Source organism: Mycobacterium sp. (assembly GCF_965229105.1).
Lineage (GTDB): Bacteria > Actinomycetota > Actinomycetes > Mycobacteriales > Mycobacteriaceae > Mycobacterium.
Window position 1 is genome coordinate 5169294 of record NZ_OZ245858.1, and the last position, 19981, is coordinate 5189274.

General features: G+C 63.8%; 20 protein-coding genes. 8 read left to right on the forward strand and 12 right to left on the reverse strand.

Annotated features, from left to right (window positions below):
- Nucleotides 1-3 precede the first annotated feature (3 nt).
- The gene (locus ADBZ9O_RS24225) at nt 4-1764 is read left to right on the forward strand and encodes a DUF1214 domain-containing protein (protein WP_526525521.1); all 1761 of its coding nucleotides are present in this window, start codon (nt 4-6) and stop codon (nt 1762-1764) included.
- Here ADBZ9O_RS24225 and ADBZ9O_RS24230 read toward each other — a convergent pair.
- The gene (locus ADBZ9O_RS24230; RefSeq protein WP_526525522.1) at nt 1755-2840 is read right to left on the reverse strand and encodes an NAD(P)H-dependent amine dehydrogenase family protein; all 1086 of its coding nucleotides are present in this window, start codon (nt 2838-2840) and stop codon (nt 1755-1757) included. The genes ADBZ9O_RS24225 and ADBZ9O_RS24230 overlap by 10 nt on opposite strands.
- Nucleotides 2841-2949: 109 nt before the next feature.
- Here ADBZ9O_RS24230 and ADBZ9O_RS24235 point away from each other — a divergent pair, with 109 nt between their 5' ends.
- Nucleotides 2950-3423, forward strand: coding sequence for a VOC family protein (locus ADBZ9O_RS24235; protein ID WP_526533446.1), 474 nt, complete (start codon nt 2950-2952; stop codon nt 3421-3423).
- Nucleotides 3420-4211: an SDR family NAD(P)-dependent oxidoreductase gene (locus tag ADBZ9O_RS24240; protein WP_526525523.1), complete on the forward strand. Its 792-nt coding sequence runs from the start codon at nt 3420-3422 to the stop codon at nt 4209-4211. Before ADBZ9O_RS24235 ends, ADBZ9O_RS24240 begins: the two co-directional genes overlap by 4 nt.
- Nucleotides 4212-4217: 6 nt before the next feature.
- Here ADBZ9O_RS24240 and ADBZ9O_RS24245 read toward each other — a convergent pair whose 3' ends face one another.
- The 4 genes from ADBZ9O_RS24245 to ADBZ9O_RS24260 form a co-directional block, all read right to left on the reverse strand.
- A complete protein-coding gene (locus tag ADBZ9O_RS24245; protein WP_526525524.1) occupies nt 4218-4763 on the reverse strand; it encodes a YdcF family protein in 546 nt (181 codons plus the stop codon).
- Nucleotides 4764-5336: 573 nt separating this feature from the next.
- Nucleotides 5337-6479: an N-acetylglucosamine-6-phosphate deacetylase gene (nagA, locus tag ADBZ9O_RS24250; protein ID WP_526525525.1), complete on the reverse strand. Its 1143-nt coding sequence runs from the start codon at nt 6477-6479 to the stop codon at nt 5337-5339.
- Nucleotides 6480-7265, reverse strand: coding sequence for a glucosamine-6-phosphate deaminase (nagB, locus tag ADBZ9O_RS24255; protein WP_526525527.1), 786 nt, complete (start codon nt 7263-7265; stop codon nt 6480-6482).
- Nucleotides 7266-7736: a PTS sugar transporter subunit IIA gene (locus ADBZ9O_RS24260; RefSeq protein WP_526525529.1), complete on the reverse strand. Its 471-nt coding sequence runs from the start codon at nt 7734-7736 to the stop codon at nt 7266-7268.
- A 122-nt stretch (nt 7737-7858) separates the two neighbouring features.
- Here ADBZ9O_RS24260 and ADBZ9O_RS24265 point away from each other — a divergent pair, with 122 nt between their 5' ends.
- On the forward strand, nt 7859-9424 hold the full coding sequence (locus ADBZ9O_RS24265; protein WP_526525531.1) for a PTS transporter subunit EIIC: 1566 nt from the start codon (nt 7859-7861) through the stop codon (nt 9422-9424).
- Here the strand turns inward: ADBZ9O_RS24265 and ADBZ9O_RS24270 are convergent.
- Nucleotides 9421-10662 carry a M23 family metallopeptidase gene (locus tag ADBZ9O_RS24270; protein WP_526525532.1) on the reverse strand — a complete coding sequence of 414 codons (1242 nt, stop codon included), beginning with the start codon at nt 10660-10662 and terminating at the stop codon, nt 9421-9423. The two genes, ADBZ9O_RS24265 and ADBZ9O_RS24270, sit on opposite strands and share 4 nt — an antisense overlap.
- A 213-nt stretch (nt 10663-10875) precedes the next feature.
- On the opposite strand from ADBZ9O_RS24270, the gene ADBZ9O_RS24275 reads away from it, so the two are divergent.
- Nucleotides 10876-11637, forward strand: a complete 762-nt coding sequence (locus tag ADBZ9O_RS24275; RefSeq protein WP_526525533.1) for a glucose 1-dehydrogenase — start codon at nt 10876-10878, stop codon at nt 11635-11637.
- A 30-nt stretch (nt 11638-11667) separates the two neighbouring features.
- Here ADBZ9O_RS24275 and ADBZ9O_RS24280 read toward each other — a convergent pair whose 3' ends face one another.
- Nucleotides 11668-12279, reverse strand: coding sequence for a TetR family transcriptional regulator (locus tag ADBZ9O_RS24280; RefSeq protein ID WP_526525534.1), 612 nt, complete (start codon nt 12277-12279; stop codon nt 11668-11670).
- 181 nt (nt 12280-12460) lie between these two features.
- On the opposite strand from ADBZ9O_RS24280, the gene ADBZ9O_RS24285 reads away from it, so the two are divergent.
- Nucleotides 12461-13294, forward strand: a complete 834-nt coding sequence (locus ADBZ9O_RS24285; RefSeq protein ID WP_526533448.1) for an amidohydrolase family protein — start codon at nt 12461-12463, stop codon at nt 13292-13294.
- Between the two features lie 6 nt (nt 13295-13300).
- Nucleotides 13301-15529, forward strand: a complete 2229-nt coding sequence (locus ADBZ9O_RS24290; protein ID WP_526525536.1) for an acyl-CoA dehydrogenase family protein — start codon at nt 13301-13303, stop codon at nt 15527-15529.
- A gap of 11 nt (nt 15530-15540) precedes the next feature.
- Here the strand turns inward: ADBZ9O_RS24290 and ADBZ9O_RS24295 are convergent, their stop codons facing one another.
- Nucleotides 15541-15972, reverse strand: a complete 432-nt coding sequence (locus ADBZ9O_RS24295) for a DUF5313 family protein (RefSeq protein ID WP_526525537.1) — start codon at nt 15970-15972, stop codon at nt 15541-15543.
- 25 nt (nt 15973-15997) lie between these two features.
- The gene (locus ADBZ9O_RS24300) at nt 15998-16495 is read right to left on the reverse strand and encodes a MarR family winged helix-turn-helix transcriptional regulator (RefSeq protein ID WP_526525539.1); all 498 of its coding nucleotides are present in this window, start codon (nt 16493-16495) and stop codon (nt 15998-16000) included.
- Between the two features lie 140 nt (nt 16496-16635).
- Between ADBZ9O_RS24300 and ADBZ9O_RS24305 the strand changes: the two genes are divergently transcribed.
- A complete protein-coding gene (locus ADBZ9O_RS24305) occupies nt 16636-17769 on the forward strand; it encodes a cytochrome P450 (RefSeq protein ID WP_526533450.1) in 1134 nt (377 codons plus the stop codon).
- Here the strand turns inward: ADBZ9O_RS24305 and ADBZ9O_RS24310 are convergent, their stop codons facing one another.
- The 3 genes from ADBZ9O_RS24310 to ADBZ9O_RS24320 all read right to left on the reverse strand — a co-directional run bounded on the left by ADBZ9O_RS24310 (nt 17770) and on the right by ADBZ9O_RS24320 (nt 19963).
- Nucleotides 17770-18576 (reverse strand): DUF1206 domain-containing protein, encoded by an 807-nt coding sequence (locus tag ADBZ9O_RS24310; protein ID WP_526525540.1) that lies wholly within the window; start codon nt 18574-18576, stop codon nt 17770-17772.
- A gap of 115 nt (nt 18577-18691) precedes the next feature.
- Nucleotides 18692-19546, reverse strand: a complete 855-nt coding sequence (locus ADBZ9O_RS24315) for a hypothetical protein (RefSeq protein ID WP_526525542.1) — start codon at nt 19544-19546, stop codon at nt 18692-18694.
- Nucleotides 19547-19552: 6 nt separating this feature from the next.
- Nucleotides 19553-19963, reverse strand: coding sequence for a cupin domain-containing protein (locus tag ADBZ9O_RS24320; RefSeq protein WP_526525544.1), 411 nt, complete (start codon nt 19961-19963; stop codon nt 19553-19555).
- Nucleotides 19964-19981: the final 18 nt, after the last annotated feature.

A 19981-nucleotide genomic window follows, 5' to 3' on the forward strand; every position in this document is an offset into this window, starting at 1 on the left:
GAGATGGCCCCATTGTCGTGGTCTTCGAATTTCGGCGGACGCTACGTTGGGCGGGTCGGTGCGCTCGCCGTCGCGTTAGGGATCGGGTCGGCAATCGCCACCATCGGTGTGGGTGTCGCGATGGCCGATGATGCCCGATCGACCAGCTCGTCAGCCTCGTCCTCGCCAGCGTCGTCGGCACGGTCGGAGTCATCAGCCGGCCCCCGCAAGAAAGCGCCGAAACCGTTGGTCCGTACCACGGCGACAACTGCGTCTGCGACAACTATGTCGACGGCCGATATCGCGCAGCGACGGGTTTCGACGACCAGGCCGCATGCCAAGACAGTCGTGGCCGCAACGACCCAGACCACGACCACGACCACTAGCCCACTGGGAACCACCGAACAGCTCGCGGCCGAAAAACTGGCCACTGAAACGGTGAACACCCTGCCGGTGCAGATGATGAAGGTCATCCTGCAGCTGGCGTGGCTCGGCACCGCGCAGCGGGAGTTCGCCGAGGTGGGCGGGCCGGACCGGGAGAACATTGCGCAGTTGCAGGACGCCGTCGACGAATATGCCCTGGGTGCGGCGTTTCAACAGCAGATCCTCAACTCCAACGCACCCACGGTGGTGGCGCAGGTGATGGCACCGCACACCTGGTACGGCCAGGACGTCGGCGGTTCGCGGATCCTGTACGACAACCCGGACACCATCTACCGATTCATGGGTGTCAATGCCGCGTCGACGTATCTGATCACCGGTCACGTCGATATCCCTGACGGAACCCCAGCCGATACGAACTTCAGTGTGCTGACTGGTTTGTCGGGAATCACCGCATCGAATCTCAGTGGTCGAAAGCTCATCGTCGATGCCGAGGGCAACTTCACCATCACCGTCAGCAGCGCACCCGCAACCTCCGATGACACCAACCACTTGCAGCTGACCTCCGATTCCACGCTGATCGCCGTGCGGAACACGTTGTCCGACTGGAACTCCGAGCAACCCATGAGTCTGTCCATCGAGCGGATCAGCGGCCCACCGAACAGCCTGTTCAGCCAACTGGGCGGGTTCGCCATCCCCGGGATCGGACCGCTGGTGGTCAACAGCCCGCTGCTGACGTCGCTGGTGTCGTTGATCCCGCCGCTGGCCGATCCACCACCGTTGCTGCGCGGCATGTTGACGGCCGTCGTGATGCTCCTCGGGATCCCCCAGGAATCCAAGTACATCGCGGTGGCCACCACTGATCCCGCGACGGGGGAACGCACGCAACCGAATGTGCTGCGCAACCCCACGCGCAATGCCGAGTTCCTGGCGACCCAGCTGCAGAGCGCCGGCTACTTCCAGCTGACCGACCGCCAAGCCTTGGTGATCACGATAAACCCCGGTGATGCAGGGTACTTCGTCGTTCCGGTGACCAACGACTGGACGGTAAGCGATAACTACTGGGATCAGCAGACCAGCCTTAACAGTGCGCAAGCCACTGCCAACCCGGATGGGACGTACACCTTGGTCATCTCACCGACGGATCCCGGTGTGGCGAATTGGGTTTCGACAGGCGGACTGAACCAGGGCACCATCTCCATCCGCTTCCAGAACCTCGGCGGCGGAGGCGATCCCGCGACAGCGACACTGCCGACAGTGACCTCACAGGTCGTCTCGCTCGATGAGCTGGGGACCGTGTTGCCCGCGGACGCCTTCGACTTCACCTATCAGGATCGCGCACACCAGATCGCGCTGCGGCAAGCGGGTTTCAACAATCGGTTCGCGCCCTACCCTCAGGCTTGAGCCGTCCTGAACGGGCGAAGCGGTGCGGTGATGGGCAGATCGAGCGCGGTCAGGATGCCCGGCTGAGCCTGCACCACATACGGGATGGCGTTGATCACCCGCATCGCGGTGGCGATCATCCCGTCATCGCTGGGCGACTCACTATCGCCAATGGTCAGCTCGCAGGTCAAAGATGGTGTGCCTTCGATGATGACGCGGTAGGTCCCGTCCCGTGCGGCGACCGGCCACTGTGGTGCGATATCCGCCGCCATCCTGTTCACGTGCTCGATGACGATGGCAGGCTGCCCATCAACGACCCCGATGGTTTCCATCCGTATCGCGCCACAGGTGCCTGCCGCGATGGTGCCGGCCGCAACCTCCAACTGCCTTGGCGCCTCGACACGTTCGTAGGTTTCGACGATATCGTCGAGCTCGACTCCAAGTGCATGCGCGACGAACTGCACCGGCGGTCCCCACGCGAAGCGTTGCGAGCCACCCAGACTCATCAGCGGAGTGAAGTCCATCGGCCGGCCGAAGCCGAATACATCGAACATCATGAACGTGTTCGGGTAGTCGCTGTAGTCGAAGATTTCCTGGGTCCTGATCGAGGTGATGGTGCTCGACAGGGTGCTCAGGAGGACGGCGAGATGGTCGCCGGCGAAGCCCGGTTCCAGCCCGGAGGCATAGAGCGATGCGCCGCCCTCGATGGCTGCCGCTTGGACCTTGGCTGCGAAATCGGGGATCCAGGCCTGCGGGAAAACCAGGCCCGGGGAACTCGTGGTGACTACGTTGATCCCGGCGCACAGCAGTCGCACGTAATCGGGCACCGCGCCGGCATCAAGTTCGGGCCCGCTCGCCGCGTACACCACACAGTCCGGCGCGGCGTCGATGATGTCGCCGAGATCGCCCGTCGCCGTGACTCCGAGGGATTCAGAGCGGGCCAGCTCACCCGCGTCGACGCCGACCTTGTCCGGTGAATGGACCCAGACCCCTGTCAGGACCAGGTCGTCGCGCCTGGCGATCGCGCGAATAGCCTCGGTGCCAACCCCTCCCGTGGAGATCACCGCGATGCGCAGCGCAGCGCCGTCGGATCCCATGCGTGGTCCTTTCGTCGTGTCGACCCTTGCCACGGCAGAACGAAGAATTCGCCCACCGCTGGACAGGTGTCCAGTTATGCTAACCGGCGGCCACGAAAGGAACCCCATGATTGCTCTGGAGGACACCCGCTTTTCTCACCTGGTCATCGGCGTCACCGATATGGACCGCGCACTGTCGTTCTACCGGGATTTCCTGGGGATGGACGTGGTTTTCGACCAGGCGATGTCTGGTGAGCCCTTCGATGCAGCACTGGGCAGCACGACCAGCCAGGACGGTCGCGTCGTTGGCGGTTGCCTCGGCGGTGTGATGATCGAGCTGCTATCCCTCGGTTCCGCCGCACCCGTATCGGGCGGGAGGCGGCCGTTCCTGGGCAACCAGAACATCTCACTGTCGGTGCCGGATCTCGATACGACCTACCTTGCCGTCAAGGACGCGGGGTACCAACCAGAGCAGGAACCGTTCGCCATCGCCGGAGTGCGAATGTTCTTCGTCAAAGATCCCGATGGCATGCCGGTGGAGTTCATCGAATTCCCGGGCGCAGCAAGAACTTCCCTCGAACTACACCGCGGAGCGCAGCAATGACAACATCCAGTCAGGGCCAGTACTGGCACCCGAAATCCCTTGACGGTCACTCCGTCATAGTCACCGGTGCCGCCAAGGGCATCGGCCGCGGCGTCTCGGAGGCGCTGCTCGAACGTGGGGCGGCGGTCCTCCTCGTCGACCGCGAAGAATCGGTGGTCGATCTCGTCGCTGACTTCCGTGGGCGCGGCTTCAAAGCCGAGCACTGCGTGGCCGATCTGCGCGATACCGATATGGCCGACAACATTGTGGGCACGGCTACGGAAAAGCTCGGTGCGGTAACCGCTTTGGTGAACAACGCGATCGCCTGCAATGAGCCCAAGGCGTTCACCGATATCACCCAGGAAGACTTCAACCTGGTCTACGACGTCGGGCCTCGCGCGACGTTTTTCCTCATGCAGGCGGTGCATCCGATTCTGCAAGCCGCCGGTGGCGGATCGATCATCAATTTCGGTTCTGGCAGCGGCACCGTCGGCGAACCGATGTTCGGTGCGTATGCCGGCGCCAAGGAAGCGATCCGCGGGATGTCGTGGGTAGCGGCGCTGGAGTGGGGCCGCGACAACATCCGCATCAACGTTGTCTGCCCGTTCGCGAACTCCGACGGGGTCCAGTTCTGGGCTGAGCACTTCACCAAGGATTACGAGCGCGCCGTGCGCCACATCCCGTTGCGACGAGTCGGTGACACCCACGACGATATCGGCGCCGTCATCGCGTTCCTGCTCAGCCCGGACGCTTCGTACCTCACTGCCCAGACCCTGCACATCGACGGTGGTTCGGGGAGTTTCCGGTAACCCGCCCTAGTTCACATTGATGAACGGGCTGATCGCGTCGCGGGCGAACTGGACGACGTTGACGGTTGGGTCCCCATCCGGGTAGCTCACCGTCGCAAGGATATTGCCTCCGGCGTCGGCGAAATTCCCGTCCGCGCGGTCCTGATGCGTCGTCGATGTCACCAGGATGATGCCCGAGGTGCCCGCATCTTTGGCCAGCGGTACCGAGAACCGCGCGTTCTGGACGGTGCTGTTGGCCTTGTCCTCAACGATGATTCGGTTGGCCGGAAAACCGAGAAGCATCAACATGTTCCGCATCTGCCCGGCTTCGGTTCGACCGTTCTGCGGGTTCCCGCCGGTCACGATGATCGGCGACTGCGGAAAGAACTGTGCGACGGTCAGGCCAGTCAGGACACGTCGGCGCAGGATTGTCCGCATGGTGCCGTCGGAGTTGAGGCCGTACCCAAGGATGACGATCGCCGGCTTGGAGAAATCCTTCGTCGCGGCGGGCGGGTCAGCATGAGACACCGCCGGTGCGAATCCGCCGAGCCCGACGAAGGCGGCGAGAGCCATGGCACCTAAGGCGGCTTTCCAACGGCTTGGCATACGTCCTCCGCTACTCCCGTGACAGATGGGGTTCATGTTACTGCCGGTGTATCGGTGCCAGGTTCCCGTTCGTTTCAGCGGTGTCCCCGGCAACGGGCATCCGCCCGCCTCCGGGGCGTCATCAATTGATGACGCGCCAGGGAGTTAATGTGCTCGGACATTCGCCGCGGGAGCCGCCGCCTGAATCGCTGCTGAACAGCAAGAAGGGCACCCGCAATGCGGGTGCCCTTCTTACAAGAGCCGGGTTAGGGACTCTGGTGAACGCTGGTGTTGACCTGGGGTACAGACACGCTGCTCTGGTTCTGCTGGTTCGCCCAGACGTTATGACCCAAATCAGCTTGAGCAGGAGCAGCGAAACCTAAAACAGCTGCAACCAGCCCACCGCCGACGATCCCGGCCAATCCAAACTTCTTCATTGTGATGCCTTCGTTCTATTGCTATGTATCTCTGTGGGCCGGGCCTCGGTTCTTCGTTCCGACCTGATGAATGGAACAGGCCTCTAGCAGAGTTCATTCCATGGCGATGCCGGTGTGTCAGTTGTCACTTCGGGGCGATGACCCACGATCCCTGGCGAAGCACTCCTGCCACCACCAAGTCGCGGTTCAGCACCACCAGGTCGGCGGGGGCCCCTGGCGTCAGCCCCGCGGCGGGCAGGCCCAGCGCCCTGGCTGGATTCAGTGATGCCTGCCGCACCGCCAGCAGCAGGCTCTCGTCATAGGGCAGCCCGCTGTGCGCGACGGCGAACCTGAAAACCCGGTCCATGGTGGCGGTACTGCCGGCAATGGTGTCGGTCCCTGACACCCGCGCCACTCCCCCGACTACATCGACAGCCAGCGGTCCCAGGTGGTAGACGCCGTCGGACATTCCGGTCGCCGCCATCGCATCGGTCACCAACGACACCCGATCCGGCCCCGCACTGCGCGTCACATGCCGGTAAATCGCCGCATCGAGATGCACACCGTCGGCGATCACTTCAACGATCACCCGGTCATCGTCGAGCAGGGCGATGATCGGACCTGGCTCACGACGGTCGATCGGGCGCATCGCATTGAACAGGTGCGTCCCCACCGTCGCACCCGCGTCGATTGCCCGGCGCACCTGTTCGTACGTGGCTTCGGTGTGCCCGACGGCGGCAACGGCTCCCCCGTCGACGATCTGCCGAATCGCCGCCAGGGCACCGTCCCGCTCCGGCGCCAGGGTGACTATCCGAATGGTGCCACCACCCGCACGCAGAATGCGCTCGATCTCGGCGGGCTCCGGGTCGCGCATCAACGACGATTGATGCGCGCCGCACCGCAACGTGGAAAGCCATGGGCCTTCGAGATGGATCCCGTCGATCAAACCGGCGCGCGCATCATCAGCCAATTGCGTTACCTGGCGCAATAATTCGTCGGCACCCGCGGTAACCAGTGAGGCGACCAAGGTAGTGGTGCCGTGCGCGCGGTGCAGCGCAACGGCAGTCGAAGTCTCTTCGCGTACTGCAGCGGAGAAGTTCCCTCCCGCTCCGCCGTGTACGTGGGTGTCGACGAAGCCAGGCACCACCGTCACCGCGCCGAGCTCGAAATCTGCGGGGCGGGCCGGGGCACCGGCACCAACCGCGTGCACTGTCCGGCCGGACATCTCAATCCATCCGGGCCGCAACAGTTCTCGGCCGGTCAGCAGGGTGTCAGCGGCCAGCAGCACTCAGTAGCCCTGCCATCCCGGCTTGGACCGCTGCGTCTCGCGGTAATAGTCGACGAGCTGCAACCGCCGGGCCGCGGCGTCGTCGAGCAGCACCGTCACATGTGGGTGGTGCTGCAGAATGGTCGCCGGCCACAACGCGCTGACTCCGCCCTCCACCAGATGATGCACGGCCTCGGCCTTACTGCGGCCGGTCGCCACCAAAACCAGGTGCCGGGCCGCCATGATGGTCGCCAGTCCCTGAGTCAGGCAGTGCGTGGGCACCGATTCGAGATCACCGTCGAAGAAGCGCGCGTTGTCGAGGCGTGTCTGCTTGGTGAGCGTTTTGATCCGGGTGCGCGACGCCAGTGAACTCCCCGGCTCGTTGAACGCAATATGGCCGTCGGTGCCGATCCCGAGGATCTGCAGGTCGACGCCACCCGCGGCGCAGATCGCGTCCTCGTACGCCGCACACGCGGCCGGGATATCGACGGCAAGACCGTCCGGGCTCTGCACCGCACCGGGCCCGAAATCGACCCGCGACACGAACACCGAGTCGATGACGTTGCGGTACCGCTCTGGATGATCCGCAGGAAGTCCGACGTACTCGTCGAGGGTGAAGCCACGGACATTCGCGAACGAGATCAGGCCGGCATCACAGCGCGCGGCCAGTTCGTCGTAGATCGCCAGTGGCGACGATCCGGTGGCCAGGCCCAGGACCGCGTCGGGCTTGCGGAGCAGCAGGGCGGCGATCGCATCGGCGGCCACCCCGCCGATCTCACGGGCATCCTGGCAGATGACGACTTCCATTTACGTGGTGGCCGTGAAAAGGCCAGCGCCCGAGGCGATATCCGCACCGGTCTGCACCGCCACCGACGCAGCGATGTTTCCGGCTTCGCGTTCGTCCATCAGCACAACGGGGACAATGGGATTGAGCCCTTTGGCTTCGATCAGCGGAACGTCGTAGGTGATGATCAGCTGACCAGCGGACACGACGTCACCCTGGCTGACATGGGCCGTGAACCCTTCACCTTTGAGCGCGACGGTATCGAGGCCGAGATGCACCAGCACCCCGACGTTATCGGGGGTCAAGACGATGAAGGCATGCGGGAGCAGCTTCAACAGCGTTCCGCTGACCGGAGCGACCGCGTCGATCACCTCGCGCGGGGGGTCGATGGCGGCGCCGTAACCGACCATGCCTTGGGCGAACACCGGGTCGGGGACATCGGGTAGCGGAACCGCGCGCCCGGACACCGGGGCGAGAATCTGTGTCGTGCTCATCGGCCAACAATACGAGCGTGCCGCAACACGGTCTCGAGATCACCCGTTCTCATCTAAGCTTCCGCACAGCTTCGGGTCGGGCGATGCGCGCGGCATCCAGCGAATTCGAGAGGTCACCAGATATGAGCAATACCACCAAACCTGATGGTGCAGAAGGAAAATCGCGAGTTCGCATTCCGGGCTTCGCCCAACTCCAGCGGCTGGGCAAGAGCCTCATGCTGCCGATCGCGGTGCTGCCCGCGGCCGGCATCCTGCTTCGGCTGGGCCAGGACGACCTACTGGGCCGGATCAAGGCCCCCGTCATCGGGCCGTTCTTCCATGCGATGAGCGCGGCCGGCGATGCGCTGTTCACCAACCTGCCGCTGCTCTTCGCGGTGGGTGTGGCGATCGGATTCGCGAAGAAGGCCGACGGTTCGACCGCGTTGGCCGCCGTGGTGGGTTATCTGGTGGTCCAGGCGGTGTTCAAGACCATGTCGCCGATCGTTCTGGCCGGGGAAGTCGATAAGGCGGGCGACCAAGCACAGATCAACTACAGCGTCTTCGCGGGCATTGTGGTGGGTCTGCTCACCGCGTGGCTGTACGACCGCTACCACACCATCGAATTGCCTTCCTACCTCGGCTTCTTCGGCGGCAGGCGATTCGTGCCCATCGCCGTCTCCCTGGCATGCCTGTTCCTGGCATTCGCCATGAGCTATTTCTATCCGGTCTTCGACGCGGGATTGACCGGCCTCGGCAAGTTCATCGGCGGGTCCGGCGCCATCGGCGCTTTCGTCTACGGATTCGCCAACCGGATGCTGATTCCGCTGGGTCTCCACCACATCGTGAACTCCTATGTGTGGTTCATCTACGGCGATTACCAGGCACCCGACGGCCATGTCGCCACCGGTGAGCTCACCCGGTTCGCCGCCGGCGACCCCACCGCAGGCACCCTCACCTCAGGTTTCTACCCGATCCTGATGTTCGGGTTACCCGCCGCCGCGCTGGCCATGATCCACGTGGCGAACAAGAAGCAGAAAAAGGTCGCGGTCGGCATCCTGTCGGCGGCAGCGCTCACCGCGTTCCTGACCGGCGTCACCGAACCACTCGAATTCGCGTTCATGTTCGTGGCCTTCCCGCTGTACATCGTGCACGCACTGCTGACCGGGTTATCGCTGGCGGTCGCCTACCTGCTGGATATCCACCTCGGGTTTTCGTTCTCCGCCGGACTCATCGACCTACTGCTCTATGGCACTGCGCCGGCGGCAAAGAACATTCCGCTGCTGATCGGGATGGGCGTGGTGTTCTTCGCGATCTACTACTTCCTGTTCCGGTTCGCGATCACGAAATGGAATATGCGCACCCCGGGGCGTGAGCCTGACGCCGAGTTCGAGGCGCAGGAGCAGGCAAACCTCACCGACGCCACGGCCGACAGCTCCGCCGCCGCGACGGCCACAAGCACGACCACGACCACGACCACTGACAGCACCGCCGAGCAGCTGATCGCGGCGTTCGGCGGGCGGGCGAACCTGGTCAACGTCGACGCCTGCATCACCCGGCTACGCATGGAGGTCGCCGACATCTCGAAGGTGGATCAAGCCCGACTGAAAAGCCTTGGCGCCGCGGGGGTCATCGAGGTCGGCAACAATGTCCAAGCTGTCTTCGGCACCCAGGCGGAAGCCCTGAAGAACGATATCGTCGACATTCTCTAGGGAGCGAACGTCACCAGGTTCTGGTCGAGGATCAGCTGATCGGTATGTTCGGTCGGTCTGATACCGGGCCGGGTGACCAACGGGATCCCGGTGCCTTCTGACGCGTCGAAATCCGCGGTGCTGGCGACCTGACCGGTCACCGTGAAACGGTCATACAGGTAAGGCAAACCCTGGGCCGCCAACGGCGAGGGGCCATCCATGACATGCAGATGCAGATGCGGTGCAACGGAATTGCCGGTATTGCCGACCAACCCGATCACGTCACCACGGTGGACTTTGTCCCCAGGTTTGGGTCGCACGCTACCCGGTTGCATATGTGCGTAGTTGACGAAGAAACCGTTGCCGATATCGAGGACGACGAAGTTGCCATCGGCTTCGTCGATGGGGATATTCGACGGGTACACACCCGGAGTCTGCTCCCGCAGATCGTTACGGGTGCCGACGACCGTGCCATCCGCGACCGCCAGCACGTCATTGCCAAAGATGGTGTAGCTGTCGGGATTCCGTGGGTCGCCTGTGAATATCCTGTTCTGCGCGTCAGCCTGCTCGTAATCGATGGCATAGCGCTGCGCGAGAAACGGCTGGCCGTTAACCGGCAGCAGCGCCCGCGTATGGCGGACCGCGTCACAGCAGCCGTCGGCCGCGATATAGCGTTCGCCGCGCAGCGGTGCCGATAGCACCGGCAATGTCCGCTTATCGACCTCGGTGACGGCCAGCTGCTCGGTGACGGTGTTACTGCCCGGCGGCATCGCCGCACTGGTTACCGACACCTCGTGAAGCAAGGTCTGTGGAACCTTGCCGTTGTCGGTGATCAAGTGAATAAAGATCGTCCCGGCCTGGCCTGGCTCCAGATGATCAGAACCCTCGCGGCTACCAGCTGGCTGCAGGCGACCCTTGAGTGCTTGCGCATCGAGATTGCCGATGACACTGTCGGATTGGTCATCTTTGACCGTCACATCGTCGATCACCAGTTTGGCGTTGGTGAAGTTGGTGACGGCCAGCTCGTACACCAGGTGGGTCTTACCGTCGGAACCGGCGAACGGGACGGGAGCGAACGGCACCGACCCGATCAGCGGCGTCATCGCATCAGCCGGTGGGGCGACGGTCGGCGAACGGACCGGGCTCGATGACGCAGGTGTCGCGGTTTCACCTGTGCCACCACAACCCGCGCCGATCCCGACGGTGACGACCCCCAGGACGGCAAGCACCATCGCACGAATCGGTCGCCGCTGCCTCATGGCAAACCATCATCACACGCCAGCGCAACGCCGTCCGTGTTGACGGTGCCGCCGTTGCGGCGACCAGAACGCGCAGCACGCCGAAGCACTAGACATAATTGACAACCTGTCTACTCGGCCATACGGTCCTCAGATGGGCCAGGCCCGCGACTCGACCACCTCGAATATCCCGGGCGCCAACGGCTTAGGACTGCAACCAGCATGGGAGAAACGATGACAGCACGGTTGGCGGGCAAAGTCGCTCTGGTCAGCGGCGGCGCACGCGGGATGGGGGCTTCGCATGCGCGTGCGCTGGCCGCACAGGGTGCGCGGGTCGTGCTCGGCGACATCCTCGACACCGAGGGTGAGCTGGTGGCCAAGGGAATTGGGGATGCGGCCCGATACGTCCACCTTGATGTCACTGAATCAGACGACTGGGCGGCAGCGGTGGCCGTCGCCACCTCCGAATTCGGTGGCCTCGACATCCTGGTCAACAACGCCGGGATCATGAACTTTGGTCTTATCGAGGACTACGAGATCTCCGAGTGGCACAAAATTCTGGACATCAACCTGACCGGGGTGTTCCTCGGCATCCGCGCCGTCGTGGCACCCATGAAGGCTGCCGGCCGCGGTTCCATCATCAACATCTCGTCGATCGAGGGGATGGCGGGCACCATCGCCACCCATGGTTACACCGCCACCAAGTTCGCCGTCCGCGGCCTGACGAAATCGGTCGCTTTGGAGTTGGGCCCCAGCGGAATTCGGGTCAACTCGATCCATCCCGGCCTGATCAAGACACCGATGACCGACTGGGTTCCCGAAGACATCTTCCAGACCGCGCTGGGCCGGGCCGCCGAGCCGGAGGAAGTCTCGAATCTGGTGGTCTATCTGGCCAGCGACGAGTCGAGCTACTCGACCGGCTCGGAATTCGTGGTCGACGGCGGATGCACCGCAGGTCTGGGCCACAAGGATTTCTCGGGGATCGAGGCAGACTAGCGTGCCGGTGTCTGACCGGTTCTTCGTGAGTCAGTGTCGCGCGTTGCGGTCCGCGCTCACCTGATCCATCGCCTGATCCATGGAGTAGCCAAGGGCGGCGCGCGCCGTCCACTCCACCCTGGCCTGACATTCATCCAGGGACATACTTCGTGTCAGCAGTTCAGTGATGGCACTGGTCACGATCGCGTTGAGGACAAAGCTCAGGTTCGGGATGTCCTCGACCGGAAAGTCCTGCAGCAGGGATTCGAACATCTCGGTATTCGTCAGGTTCATCCGATGGATCGCGGCGCTGACATCAGGGTCGGTGGATGTCATCATCTGCAGCATCAACGCCGTCATCTCTGGATTGCGACTGAAGGCGCGCAACGCCCGCTGCAGGTATTCCAGGACCCCGGCCAACGGATCCGGCTGCGGCGACCTGGCCGCGGCCAGCGTGCGACGGGTCAGCCGTTGTTGCCAGTCCTCCAGTGCCGCGGCAAGCAAGTGCTCCTTGGACCGGAAATACCGGTACGCGGTCGCGAGCGCCACCCCGGAACGCTGGGCGACATCGCGCATTTGCACCGCCTCATGGCCGACGTCCCCGATGAGGTCGATAACCGACTCGACGAGGGTGGCACGTCGGATCAACTGGCTGCTGGTCATGTGTTCGATATCGACGGCACAACCTCCCCTTGGCTAGAACATGGTTCTTATCCGGTGCCGATCCTACAGCGTCAAAAGGTGACTATGTGACCCATCCGGCCAGGTGGAAACCCTGCCGCGTGTTGACATCGAGCAGAACAACGTTTCATTATTGGGCGTGCGCCAACGGGTGATCGACACCATGATCGGGTTCCCCAAGGAGGGCTTCGATCAGTACGACTTCATCCGTCGTCAAACCAAGGACCGCGAGTCGAAGGAAGATTTCGAATTCCCGGTCGAGTACATGTTCAAAGAGGTGCCCAAGAACCTGCCGTCGCCGAATGATCCGATCGCGTTGACCCTGCACGAGATGGATCGGTACGGGATCGAGAAGGGACTCGTCGGAGTTGGCGACTCGACGGCGCAGCTCGCGCTGAAGCGGCACCCGGACCGGTTCATCGGAGCAGGCACGGTCTCCGACCCGAATGACGTCGTCGGCTCGGTGCGCGCCATTCGCCGTGCGTACGAGGAGTACGGCATCAGGGCCGCCTCGGTCTTTCCCGCCGGCGCCTTCCCGCAGGTGCCCATCGACGACCCCAAGATGTACCCCGTCTACGCGACGTGCGTAGAGCTGGGGATTCCGATCTTCGTCTGCGCCGGCATCCCCGGCCCGCGAGTTCCGTTCGCCGCACAGGACGTCGCACGAATCGACATCGTCATGTTCGACTTTCCCGAACTCGTCTTCGTCACCCGCCACGGTTGTGAACCCTGGGTGGATCTGGCCGTGAAGCTGATGCTCAAATGGCCCAACCTGTATTACTCCACCTCAGCTTTCGCACCCAAGCACTATCCGAAGGCCATCATCGATTACGCCAACACCCGCGGCGCGGACAAGGTGCTCTACGCCGGCTACTTCCCGATGGGACTGTCATTGGAGCGCATCTTCGCAGATATGGCCGATGTCCCCCTCAAAGCCGAGGTGTGGCCAAAGTTCCTCTATCACAACGCAGCCCGAATACTGGATCTGGAGAACTGACGCGTCATGCCATTGGCAACCACTGAAGAACAGCAACATCTGGCCGACGCGGTAAGTCGATTCGCCGCCAGGTACGCCCCCATCGAGGCGACCCGTGCGCAGTTCGAGGCCATCGCGGCCGGCGAGCTGCCCTCCTGGTGGCCCGAATTCGTCGAGCACGGCTTTCATGCGGTGCATGTACCGGAAGACCTCGGCGGGCAGGGCGGCACCCTGATGGATATGGCCTGCGTTGTCGAAGCCGCGGCCACCGCATTGCTCCCGGGGCCATGGTTGGCCACCATGACCGCAAGTGCCATCGCGTTATCCGCCGACAGCGATGGGGAAGCCAAGGACACCTTCCTGAAAGACCTCACTGCCGGCGCGACCGCCGTCGTGGTGCTGCCCGAGCACACCGATATCAGCGCCACCGGTGACGACGACGGTTGGCGGCTCACCGGGTCGACAGGGCTGACCCTCGGGATCTGTTCTGCGCAAAGGGTTCTCCTGCCCGCGACGACCGGCGACGGTACGCAACTGTGGTTCCTGCTCGATACCGAGGCGATGGGCCTGAAAGCGGACCCGCACAACGGAACCGACCTCTGCACCGACATCGGGGTGCTGGAGCTGACCGATATCTCCCTGGCTCCGACCGCAGTGCTGTCCGGGATCGACACCGAACGTGCCCGCTGCCTGGTGGTGTCGCTGGCGGCCTGCGCGGCGGCAGGCACGGTGCGCTGGTGCCTGAGCGCCGCAACGGATTACCTCCGCACTCGCGAGCAGTTCGGCAAGCCGATCGGGACGTTCCAGGCATTACAGCACAAGGCGGCAACGCTTCTGGTCAACACCGAATTGGCCGAGGCCGCGGCGTGGGATGCGGTGCGGGCCGCGGACGAGTCCAACGATCAGCACCGGATCGCGGCCAGCGCCGCGGCCTTGGTGGCGGTGGCCCCCAGCCCCGACCTGGCACTGGACGCGCTGTTGATGTTCGGTGCCATCGGCTACACCTGGGAACACGACCTGCAGCTGTACTGGCGGCGGGCCACCAGCTTGGCGGCCGCGCTGGCTCCGGTGACGCGGTGGAGTCGTGAAGCCGGCGAATTCGCCCTGACCACACAGCGTTCACAGGTGCTGAATCTCGGTGATGTGGAATCGGATTTCCGGGCCGAGATTGTCCGCATTCTGGACCGTGCGCTGGCCCTCGAGAACGCCGGTCCGTCGCGCCAGGATCAGCGTGCTGATTTCGATATCGGACCGCGCCGCGATCTGCTGGCCGAAGCGGGTCTGGTTGCCCCCCAGTTGCCGCCGCCATGGGGCCTGGGCGCCAACGCATTACATCAGGTGATCATCGTCGAAGAATTCGAGAAACGGCCCGCGCTACTTCGGCCGAATCTCGGTATCGCGGAATGGATGGCGCCGACCATCATCGACGCCGGCACCGATGCGCAGCGCGACCAATTCGTCTGGCCCACCCTGCGGGGTGTGTTGCAGTGGTGCCAGCTCTACAGCGAACCGGGCGCAGGCTCCGATCTCGCGTCGTTGACCACCAGGGCCACCAAAGTCGATGGCGGCTGGGTGGTCAACGGCCGCAAGATCTGGACCTCGATGGCCGACGGTGCGCACTTCGGCGCCCTGTTGGCCCGCACCGACCCGGACGCCCCCAAACACCGGGGCCTGAGCTACTTCCTGGTCGATATGGAATCTGAGGGTGTCGACATCTCACCCATCAGGCAGGCCAACGGTGCCAGTAAATTCTGCGAGGTCGCCCTCACCGACGTGTTCGTCCCCGACACCATGTTGGTCGGCCAACCGGGCGACGGCTGGGGCCTGGCGGTGGGAGCGATGGCGGTCGAGCGCACTGCCATCGGCAATTACGTCTCGATCGACCGTACCGCGGCGTTGCGCCATGTCGCGGCGGACGACGGGCCGGATCGGGACGCGGTCATCCGCTCACTCGGCGAAATCCAGTCCTACACAAGCGCACTCAAGGCTTTGGTTACCCGCGAGACACTGCGACTGGTGGAGGGAGGGAAACCGGGAGCAGCCTCGAGTATCGCCAAGGTAGCCATGTCAATGCTGCTTCGTCGGGCCTCCACAGCGATGCTGGCCCATGCCGGGCGGTACGCACTGACCGAGGATTCCGACCCTGAGGTCCTCGTCCCGTACTTCCATCAGCCCTCGGAGCTGATCGGCGGCGGGACTGCCGAAATTCAACTCACCGTCATTGCCCAGATGATTCTGGGCCTGCCTCGAAAGTAGCGCTTAGACGCTCAGAAAGGACTGCTGTTCGCCTGCGCATCGGCCGATGCCGGACGTGGACCGTAATGCTCGATATAGGCCTGATGCAGCGCCGCATCCTTGTGACGCCTGATCACATCGACCAGGTTGGGGTCGAGATCGTGCTGCGCCAACCGGTGCCGACGCCAGACCTTGTTCAGCGCCAGCGTGATCAGCAGGGCCCAGATGTAGATCGGGGCTGTCATCTCCAGATGCACATAGAGCGAGGCCGGTAACAACCACAACGGCCCGAGCACCAGCAGCGGCGGAATCGCCATCCGGACCATCTGCCGGCGCACCGCACCTTCACCGGCCAGATCATGGGCAACCCAGTCACGCATCGAATCGGGCAGCCTGCGCCCGTACGAGTAGGCGACGTACTGCAACGGGGTGGGCTTTGAATGGGCCGGGCGGGAAGTGACCATGGTGGACTCCTAAACAGGGATGGTTCTAGGTATCGAGGGCGCCGGCGGCCAGTGCGGCCACGTTGATCCGGGTGAGCACGTGATGGAGTTGTTCGAGTTCGGCCATCTCCACGCCGAGACGCGCGACCACGGCCGGCGGGATCTCCAGAGCACGGGCCCGCAGAGCTACTCCGGCGGCAGTCAGCCCGACATCGGTGGCCCGCTCATCGACGGCGCTGCGGGTGCGGGTGATCAGCCCGAGTGCCTCAAGCCGTTTGAGCATGGGCGATAAGGTCGCCGAATCCAGTTGCAGCGCTGCGGCTATCTGCTTGACCGACAGGGCAGGGGCGCCCGGCTCCGACTTCTGGTGATCCCAGAGCGCCAACATCACCAGATACTGCGGATGAGTCAGCCCGAGCGGTTCCAGGAGCGGCCGATAGACCGCCAGAACTGCCCGGTTGGTGACGGCCAGCGCGAAACACACCTGCCGCTCCAAGGCGAGCGGGTCGATCTGCGTGGCCATCCGAGCGGCCGTAGTAGACATCTTTACATCGTACGCTAATAGTTAGGGCACTATCAATATCGTGGACAGTTCGACGAAAGTGTTCATCTGCTGGCCGTGCTGGGCCTAGCCTGACGTCTGTGACCGCGTCAGTTCAGCTGCCGTTTCGCCAGGATCATCCGCTGGCGCCCCCGCCGGAACTGTGCGCCCTGCAGTCACAAGGGGCGATCCACCGGATTCTGACCCAGGTCGGTGACGAAGCCTGGCTGGTCACCGGCTACCCCGAGGTGCGCCGGTTGATGGATGCCGAACTACTCGGCCGCTCGCACCGCGATCCAGCCAACGCGCCGCGCAGCAGGACGTCGGCACTGTTTGGCGGCCCGATCGGAGATTTCGAGACCGAGCAGGCCGACCACAGCCGGATGCGGAAGCTGCTTCAACCACACTTCTCCCCCAAACACATGCGCACCCTGCAACCCAAGGTCGAGCAGCAGTGCGCGGCGTTGCTCGACGATATGCAACAGTTGGGTCCGCCGGCCGATCTGCTCACTGCCTTGGCCCAACCCCTGCCGGTGCTGGTGATCTGCGATCTACTCGGGGTGCCCTACGCCGATCGGGACAATTTCCGGGCGTGGGTCGACGATGCCGCGTTCTCCCCCGACGACGCGGCCTCGGAGGCGGGCCTGGTCGCGTTGCTCGGATACGGGATGGAACTTGTTGCCCTGAAACGGAATCACCCCGACGACGACGTCATCTCCCGGCTGTGCGACGAACCCGACCTCGCCGACCTGGAGATCGCGACGCTGGCGATGCAGCTGCTGTTCGCCGGACACGAAACGACGATGATGCAGATCTGGATCGACTCCATCCTGCTCCTGACCAACACCGAACAGTGGGACCTGCTTCGCGACGATCCCGAGCTCATTCCCAAAGCGGTGGAGGAGTTGATCCGGACGGGGATGCCCGGCGGTATTGGTGTCCCGCGCTATGCACGCGAAGACATCGATGTTGACGGGATCACCATCCGCGCCGGCGATCTGGTCCTTCTTGACCCGGGATCGGCCAACCACGACCCTGCGGTGTTCCCCGACCCCTACCGCCTCGATATCAATCGCACCGGCGCCTCGCATATCGGGTTCGGTTACGGCCTGCACTACTGCGTCGGGGCTGCCTTGGCCCGGATGGAACTGAAGATTGTTTTCTCCCAGCTCATTCCGCGGTTTCCGACGATGCGGTTGGACGTCGACCCGTCGACCCTGACCGCCGGTTTTCATTCGCTGTCGCACGGATTGGTCGCGCTGCCGGTCTCCTGGTAGTCACATCTTCGTATATCGCGCCATCACGAAGCTATACAGACCGTAGGTGATGATGCCCGCCCCGGCGGCAACAAGAAGCGCGACACCGTAAGGCTGGGCGCCGAGGGCCTTGAGGGCGCCGTCCAACCCCGTGGCCTTGGCCGGCTCGGAACGACTGGCCGCGACAATGACCAGTAGCCCGGCCACCGCGATCGTCAGGCCTTTGGCGACGTAGCCAACCAGGCCCAGCCGGGTGGCGAGATCGCTGGACTTGCCTTTGAGATCATCGAGGAAGTTGCGACTGACGCCCTTGTAGACGTGGTAGCCACCCACCAAGACGATGACCACCCCGACGATGATGAGCACCGCGGTGCCTGCCGTGGATTGCATCAGCCGCGCGCTCATCGTGGAGTTCTGCCGCGCCGACGATTCCCCCGCCCCGCGGGCGAACCCGTAGGAGGAGTAGGCAAAGGCCACATAGACGACCGCGAGCGCGAAGGCTTTGAACCGATCCAACGTTTCCGCCAGTGCGCCTTGCTTCTTAGGGTCAGTCGAACGGCCAAGAGCGGCCTCGACCAGCCGCCACAGTGCCATCGCCAGGAATGCCGCGGCAGCAGCCCACAGGCCGATTCGTCCGCCCGGCTGGCCCGCGACTGCCGCCAATGCGCCCGACGGGTCGGCGTCGCCGCGACCGCTGCCGAACGCGATCCGAATGGCCAGGTAGCCGATGATCAGATGCAGGATGCCGCTCATCACGTAGCCGGCACGGGCGAATCGTTCGAAGATGCGGTTCTGTACCAGCTCAGTGACATCTGCAGAGTCGGCCATCCACGCCATCATAGAGAGTTGAGCGCAACAATTTTCTGGGCGGCAAAGACCAAGCGCCCATCGGTGAGAACGTCGATGGTGCGACGCACGGTCCGTCCGTCATTCCCACCGGCAACTAACGCTGAGAGGCTGGTTGCAACCAGACCGCAATGTTGCGGATGTAGTCCTTGAATGCCGCCAGGCGCGTCGGGTCGGCCTTGATCTGGGTCCCTGGCGCCTCGGTCACGAATGACGGTGCACCACAGTCGAGATCCCAGTTGTAGTCGGCAAAGTGATGGAAGGTCGATTCCGCCAGCACCCTGCCCATCACTGCGCCGTCCGCCGCGAGCTCGCCGTCCAACACCACGGCGAGATTGAACAGCCGTCCCGTTGTGGCGCTTTGCCCCCGGGCGAGGACTCTGGCGAACGGGGTCTCGGCCGACACCAGACCCTCATGGGGGTGGGCCGGGAACCATTCGATCCGACCGCTGCTGCTTCGCGTCGTGCGGAGCAACTCGTGGGCCGGCCCGTCGATCAGCACCCGCTGGTAGTCACCGTTGGCCCCGGAGTGGTAGTTGGGCCAGGAGATGCCCGGGGTGTCCTGGTCGTCGCGCATTGTGGCCGGATCGACGCTCACGTCGTGGAACTGGTTGATTGACCCCACCGACCCGAGCAGACACAGACACCGGCCGAGGTCTTGATGATCACGCGCGGTCAGCATCCCGCCACCGCTGGAGCGGAACCGCAGGATGGCATCCGCTTCGTCGTCGGTCAGGCCGTCGCCGACGTCGACCGCCATCAGCCACAGCTGGTCGTAGCCCAGGGTATCGAGATGGCTGAGGACCGGATCGTCAACGCCTCCGGACACGCGGTTGCGTGCGACCACCTCGTGGCCGGCTGCCCGCAGCTCTGCAGCCAGCAGCGAAAAGCGGCTGATATCCCAGTCATCCGGGCTCTCGGTGATCGTCGTCTGCAACAGGACCCGCGACATCAGATCTCACTGCCCCAGCACACGCAGGTGTGCGCGTGCGGTCAGCTCGTCGTCATCGACGAGGGTGAGCATCGGCTGCCCGGGAACACAGAGCATGGTGACGACGAACCTGCTGCGGATATCGGTGCGATTATTAGCGTCGGAATAGTGGATGACATCACCACCGGGCTCCCAGAAGGCTTCGCCGGCGCTGATGACCCGCGGCGGTTCACCTTCCAACTCGAACAGCATCTCGCCCTCAAGCATGAAGCCGAAGGCCGGTCCGCTCGGATGCCGGTGCGGTGGGGCGCCGGCACTTCCTGGCGGGTAGGTGATGGTGACCGTCATGGCGTGGGCATCAGCCGGGATGAACGGTGGCTGGACTTCCTGTACCACCGTCAGTGCGGCCTCCCACCCGGCATCATATGTCGTTTTCATGTTCGTTCCTTTCTGGAC